Source organism: Protofrankia sp. CiP1_Cm_nod2, assembly GCF_920664355.1.
In the GTDB taxonomy this organism is placed as follows: domain Bacteria; phylum Actinomycetota; class Actinomycetes; order Frankiales; family Frankiaceae; genus Protofrankia.
Map to the genome: position 1 here is coordinate 24221 of NZ_CAKKTL010000003.1, position 6436 is coordinate 30656.

6 protein-coding genes are annotated in these 6436 nt (G+C 71.0%); 5 read left to right on the plus strand and 1 reads right to left on the minus strand.

Translation table 11 applies throughout. The features are described 5' to 3' along the window. Window positions 1-168: 168 nt before the first annotated feature. Window positions 169-2001 (plus strand): threonine--tRNA ligase, encoded by a 1833-nt coding sequence (thrS, locus tag NBW84_RS00640; RefSeq protein WP_250280679.1) that lies wholly within the window; start codon window positions 169-171, stop codon window positions 1999-2001. Window positions 2002-2096: 95 nt separating this feature from the next. On the opposite strand, the gene NBW84_RS00645 is transcribed toward thrS, so the two are convergent. Next, on the minus strand, window positions 2097-3650 hold the full coding sequence (locus tag NBW84_RS00645) for an O-antigen ligase family protein (RefSeq protein ID WP_250280681.1): 1554 nt from the start codon (window positions 3648-3650) through the stop codon (window positions 2097-2099). Between the two features lie 668 nt (window positions 3651-4318). Between NBW84_RS00645 and NBW84_RS00650 the strand changes: the two genes are divergently transcribed. From NBW84_RS00650 to NBW84_RS00665, 4 genes are read left to right on the plus strand one after another with little or no spacing between them, the layout of a single operon-like run. Further along, window positions 4319-4642 (plus strand): antibiotic biosynthesis monooxygenase family protein, encoded by a 324-nt coding sequence (locus NBW84_RS00650; protein ID WP_250280682.1) that lies wholly within the window; start codon window positions 4319-4321, stop codon window positions 4640-4642. Next, entirely contained in the window at window positions 4639-4947 is a 309-nt protein-coding gene (locus NBW84_RS00655) for an antibiotic biosynthesis monooxygenase family protein (RefSeq protein WP_250280685.1), read from the plus strand. Before NBW84_RS00650 ends, NBW84_RS00655 begins: the two co-directional genes overlap by 4 nt. A gap of 3 nt (window positions 4948-4950) precedes the next feature. Beyond that, on the plus strand, window positions 4951-5406 hold the full coding sequence (locus tag NBW84_RS00660) for an anthrone oxygenase family protein (protein WP_250280687.1): 456 nt from the start codon (window positions 4951-4953) through the stop codon (window positions 5404-5406). A 58-nt stretch (window positions 5407-5464) separates the two neighbouring features. Beyond that, the gene (locus NBW84_RS00665; RefSeq protein ID WP_250280689.1) at window positions 5465-6427 is read left to right on the plus strand and encodes a TIGR01777 family oxidoreductase; all 963 of its coding nucleotides are present in this window, start codon (window positions 5465-5467) and stop codon (window positions 6425-6427) included. The last annotated feature ends 9 nt before the right edge of the window (window positions 6428-6436 follow it).

The window sequence follows — 6436 nt, forward strand, 5'->3', positions numbered from 1 at the left end:
AATCGGTGCACCGACCGTCCCCACGCCCGTGGGGACGGCACGCGGGCACGGCGGGCACGGCAGACGCGGACAAGGCAGACAGGGCAAGGACGACGTGATGTGTAAGAGAAGGCCCGGCGGCCGGTCACCGCTGACCGGCGCCCACGGCAGCCGGAGCGGGGGGCGGTCATGAGCAAGGTCCCCCAGACTGACGCCGAGTACCGGGCATCCACGCTCTACGCCAAGCGCCATTCGGTGGCGCACCTGCTCGCCCACGCGGTGGTGGAGAAGTTCCCGGACGCCAAGCTGGGCGTCGGCCCGCCGACCCGGGACGGCTTCTACTACGACTTCGCGCTCCCGCGTCCCCTCACCCCGGAGGACCTCACCGAGCTCCAGGAGCGGGTACGCGCCCTCATCCGCGGCGGTGTGCGCTTCGAGCGGCACGAGCTGACCACGGACGAGGCCACCACCAGGTTCGCCGACCAGCCGCTGAAGCTGGAACTCATCCGCGACATCGTCGCCGGCGGCGTCGACGACAACGGCGAGCCGATCGAGGGGCCGGTCGAGCTGTCGGTCTACGAGAGCGGTGACTTCGAGGACCTCTGCCGCGGCCCGCACATCGAGGACAGCAGCGTGGTCCACCCCGACGCGGTGGCGTTGCTGCGGGTCAGCGGCGCCTACTGGCGGGGCGACGAGAAACGCCAGCAGCTCCAGCGCATCTACGGCACCGTGATGGACTCCCCCAAGGAGCTGCGCCACTACCTGTGGCAGCTGGAGGAGGCCAAGAAGCGGGACCACCGGGTCATCGGCGAGGCGCTGGACCTGTTCGCCTTCAGCCCGGCGGTCGGCAAGGGGCTGCCGCTGTGGCTGCCGAACGGCACCGTCGTGCGCGACGAGCTGGAGACCTGGGCGCGCGAGGTCGAACGCGCCCACGGCTACCAGCGCATCGTCACCCCGCACATCACCAAGAGCGACCTGTACTACATCTCCGGGCATCTGCCGTACTACGCGGACGACCTCTACTCGCCCATCGACATCGACGGCGAGGAGTACTACCTCAAGCCGATGAACTGCCCGCACCACCACATGGTGTATAAGGCACGCCCGCGCAGCTACCGGGAACTGCCGCTGCGGCTCGCCGAATACGGCACGGTTTACCGCTACGAGCGCTCCGGCCAGCTGTTCGGGATGATGCGGGTACGCGGTTTCGCCCAGAACGACGCGCACATCTACTGCACGCGGGAACAGGCCATCGACGAGTTCCTCGCCGTCATGCGCCTGCACGCCCTCTACTACGACAAGCTCGGCATCGAGGACTACCACATGGTCCTCGCCCTGCGGGACCCGAAGAACACCGAGAAATACCACGGCGACGAGCTGATGTGGCAGGACGCCGAACGCATCACCCGCGACGCCATGGAACGCTCCGGGATTCCCTACGTCGAGGACATCGGCGGCGCGGCGCACTACGGGCCGAAAGTCGACTTCATCCTCACCTCGGTCACCGGCCGGGAGTTCGCCGCGTCCACGAACCAGGTCGACCTCTACATGCCCGAACGGTTCGGTCTCACCTTCACCAACCGGCACGGTGAGGCGGAGCAGGCGGTCGTCCTGCACCGGGCGCCGCTCGGCTCGCACGAGCGTTTCGTCGCGTTCCTCATCGAGCACTTCGCCGGCGCGTTCCCGGTGTGGCTCGCCCCGGTCCAGGTACGGGTCGTCCCGATCAGCGACCGGCAGGCCGACGGCGCCGCCGCCGTCTGGCGCCGCCTGCGCGACGCGGGTGTCCGCGCGGAACTCGACGACAGCGACAACACGATGCAGGCGAAGATCCGCAGGGCCGAGCAGCAGAAGGTGCCCTACGTCGCGGTCATCGGCGACCGTGAGCTGGAGAACGACTCGGTGTCCGTCCGCGCCCGCGGGCGGCGCAACCTGGGCTCGCGGCCCGTCCCCGAGCTGATCGAGAAGCTCGGCCGGCTCATCGCCGACCGCGCCATGACCCTCGACCTGGACCCGGCCGGCTGACCCCGCCCCGCGCACCGGCCCTGTCTCCCGCCGGGTGTCCTTCCCCCACCGCGCGGGCTGCTGCGGGAAAGAGACACCCGGCCACGGGGAACGGCTCACGACGAGCTGCCCACCGGGCTTCTTTCCGGCCGGCCGTGGAGCATTCCCTCGGTGGACGAGCTCCCCACGGGCGGACCCGGGCTGTCGGTTGCCGCCCGCAGCAGCGCCGGGCCCAGCGCGAGCAGGAACCACAGGCGCTTGTCTGTCGCGTTGGACAGGAAGACACCTGAGACGGTCATGCTGAACGTGGCCAGCAGGACCGCGTTCGCCATCGCCGCGTTCCGCCGGTCGCCGAGCGCCTCAAAACGCCGGGCGGCGAGGAACGCCGACCGCAGACAGAGCGCGAGAAAGGCCAGAAACAGGGCGGATCCGACGATCCCGTTCTCCGCGAGCAGCTGGAGATAGGCGTTGTGCACCTCGTGCGCGCGGCTGACGATGATGTCGAGCCACGGCACCGGCCCGACCCGGCGCACGTAGTCGCCTTCCACCGCCGTGTAGTTGTTCAGCCCGACCCCCAGAAGCGGATGGTCCCGTACGACGCTCCAGGCGACCTTCCACAGGTCCACCCGGCCGTCCCCGCGGTCGTTCGTCGTGATGCGCTCCCAGGCCGTGGGCGACATCGCCAGCCAGGCGGTGGCCACGGCCGTGACCAGCAGGATCAGCCCGGCCAGCTGCCGGCGGTGGCGCCGCAGCAGGACGAGCGCGGCAAGGGCGCTGGCGACGGCGGCGACAAACGCCCCGCGGGACAGTGTCGCGGCGAGCCCGACGGCGGCGATGCCGCCGGCCGCGACGAGGAGCCGGCGCAGCGCCCGGTTCTCGCTCGCCGCGATAAGACCAACCGTCAGGATCAGCGCCGCCAGCAGCCATGACGCGAGGAAGTTGGGATCACCCGCCCCGCCCTGCAGCCGGGTGGCCCCGGCCGTGTCCGCGGGGTTGCTCGGCCACGGGCCGGCGCCGGCCAGGCCGACGGCCACCGAGAGCACCGCACCGGCGAGAAACGCGCCACTGGCCATGCGCACGGCCCCCACGTCAGCCATTGCCGTGCCCACCACAACGAAGATCACTACCAGCGCCCACCAGTGCCACAGGTCGGTGGCGGCCGCCCCGATGTCGACAGCCCACAGCAGCGACAGCGACAGCCACACCAGCAGCAGCACGCCCACGATGACGAGCCCCGGCCGCTGCCGGAGAGCGCGGAAGCCAACGCCCCGTCCCGCCGCCCACCGTGCCCCGTACTCCGCTGTCAGCCCTGCCGTCCCTGCCGTCCCTGTCAGCCCTGCCTGCTCTGCCGGCCCCCGCGCTCCGTGCCCCGGCCGTCCCGCCGGCTCCTGTGCCGGTCTTCCCAGCGCCGTGAGCCAGCGCAGGATGATGACCAGACCGGCCGCTTTCGCGCCGAGGTTGAGGGCCGGGACGGCCTCGAAGAACAGCGTCGGCGCCCACAGGGCGATACCGAGCCGCAGGTTCACGGTGGCCAGGGCGACGTACAGTACGAACACGAGCAGCGCCAGGCCCACCCACACCCGTTCGGCCATGGCGGCACCGACGAGCCCGGCACCGACGGTGGCGGCGACGGCGACCACCGTCTCCGGCCGGCCATCTCGTCGAGGCACGTGCACCCTCCCGGTCCGCGCGGCACCTGCCTGGCCGCCGGCCTGTCCGACGGTTCGTCACCATCCCGTCCCCATCTGTCGTACCGTGGTCGACCGTATGCCGGCCCGGCCGTGCGCAGGCCCCGCAGGCGCGGTAGTTCGCCTACGCCGGATGCGGGTGGCAGGCGCCGATGCCGATGCCGATGGGATGGTTCGTCCGCGTTCACGGGCGGTTCGGCGGGCCCGCTGCCGCGCTGGTGGCGACCTGCGGCCTACGACTTTCGTCGTAGGCGTTTCGTCGTAAGCGGGTGGTACCAGCAGGCTGGTGGTGCCGTGCCGCGTCCCGGAATCCCAGGTCAGCAGGACTTCGGGCGGAAAGGCCGCGGGCTGGGAAACAGCACGTCTCCGTCCCAGGATGGATGTCGAAAAGCCAGACCTGAGCCGGAAGACGCCGCCGCCGGCCGCCCGTAGCGTGGAACACGTCCCAGTGGGAGCCGTGGGCCACAAGTGCGCACCGCGGACGTTTTCAGCTTCAGCTGTACGGCCGTGCATCCCTGACCCGGCATCATCCGGGCGCGAAAACACGCCCGCGGGTCAGGGCCGCGCCGTTTCGTCGACGTCTTCGTCGACGTCACCGACGGCTGAACTCCGAGGGACCGGTGTCGCCGAAGGGGGCGGGGATGACAGGCATGATCAGGGCGGAGTTACGGATGCGGGTGCGTCCGGGCTGCGAGGACGCGTTCGAGCGGGCCTGGCGCGAAGCGGCCGAGGAAATCGCGCAGGTTGCGGGAAACCTCGGCCAGGCGCTCATCCGCGATCTCACCGATCCGCGTACGTACGTCATCACCAGCGACTGGGCGGACCGGCAGCGCCTGGAGGCGTTCGGCGGCAGTGATTACCGCGAACGGCTCACCACCGCGCTGCGTGACTTGCGGGAGGACGCGCAGCGGCGCGTCTACGAGGTACGGGACGCGATAACCGGCCCGTGTCCGACGTCGACGGAGGACGCATGAGCATCAGAGTGATGTTGTACACGGAGGCTCCCGAGGGCGGCGAGCAGGAGTTCGAGGAGGCATACCGCCAGGTCGCGGTGCAGATGCGCGGCGTCGACGGGCACATCGCCGACGAGCTCCTGCGCGAGCCGGGGAGCAGTCGCTACCTGCTGTTAGCGGAATGGGAGGACGAGCGCCGTTTCACGGCCTGGGTCAGCGACCCCGCCCACACCGCGCGTACCGGGCCGCTCGTGCCGTATCTGGAGCGGACGTTCCAGCGCGCGGTGTACGAGGTCGCGGTGCGCCCGGCGGACCAGCGAGGGTGACCGGTGCTCGCAGGGACGATCGCGGTGGCGGTGGTGATCGGCGCGGGGCTGCTCGCCGGCGCGCTGCTCGCGGTGGAGAAAGCCGTCATACCGTATTTCGCCTCGCTGCCGGCGGGCCGGTACGTCCCCACCCTGACGTTTCTCGACGACAGGTTCGACCCGTTCATGCCCTGGCTGGCCAGGGTCAAGGCACTGGTCACGATCGCCGCGATCGTGACCGCGCACTCGACCGCCTCCCAGGTGCTCTTCGGCGCCGGGCTCCTCTGCACGGCAGGTGTAGGCATTGTTTCGGAAAGTATCAATGTCGCGTTGAACCGCCGGATCCGCTCCTGGGATCCCGGCCATCCGCCGCCGAACTGGGAGGCGGTACGGCGGCGCTGGGCGTGGGGCAACCGGCTGCGCCTCGCCCTGGCAATAGCCGGGCTCGCCCTGGACTGCGCTGCCGCGACGGCCCTGTGAGTGGCGGACGCGACTGGCGGTGTCATGAGAGGGAGAAGGAAAAGCAATGATCATTGCGGTGACGGGTACCTCCGGGCGTCTTGGTAACGATCTCGTGCCGCTGCTGCGCGCGTCCGGGCACGACGTCGTACGCCTGGTCCGTCGGGAGCCGGCCGCTCCCGACGAGGCACGCTGGGACCCCGCGACCGGCTCGGTCGACCCCGCGGCCCTGGAACAGGCCGAGGCCGTGGTGCACCTCGCCGCCGAGAACATCCTCGGCCGCTGGGAGGATCCGCAGGTACGCCACCGCATCCGGTCGTCCCGGGTGGATGTGACACGGCGTCTCGCCGAACAGCTGGCCACCGGCCGGTACGCCCCGCGCACCCTGGTGAACGCGGCGGCGATCGGCTACTACGGCCTCGGGCACACCGACGAGACGCTGACGGAGAACAGCCCACCGGGGCAGGGCTTCCTCGCGGAACTCGGACGTGACAGAGAGGCCGCCGCGATGGTCGCCGCCGACGGCGGCCTGCGCGTGGTCAACCTGCGCGTCGGCGTGGTCCAGGCCCCGGACCAGGGCATGCTCCGCTTCCTCCTGCCGCGGTTCCGGCGCGGCCTGGGCGGGCGCGTCGGCCGCGGCCGCCGATACCTGTCGTGGGTGACGAGGCTGGACACGGCCCGGGCATGCCAGCACGTCCTGGAGCATCCGGAGGTGTCCGGGCCGGTCAACGCCGTCGCGCCGAACCCGGTGACCAACGCCGAGTACACCCGCACCCTCGGCCGTGTCCTGGGCCGGCCGGCTGTGCTGGCCGTGCCGCCGTTCGTCCTGCGCAAGGCGCTCGGCTCCTTCGCGGAGGAAACCCTGCTGCGCAGCACCCGCGCGCTGCCGGCACGCCTGTCGGACACCGGGTTCACCTTCAGCTTCCCCGAGCTCGAGGCGGCGTTGCGCCATGTTCTCGCCCCATCCGCGGCCGGCGACGCCGGCCCGGCGCCGGCACGGACCGTGACACGGACGACGGCCGCATCCAGGAGCCGCTCATGACCGGCCTGG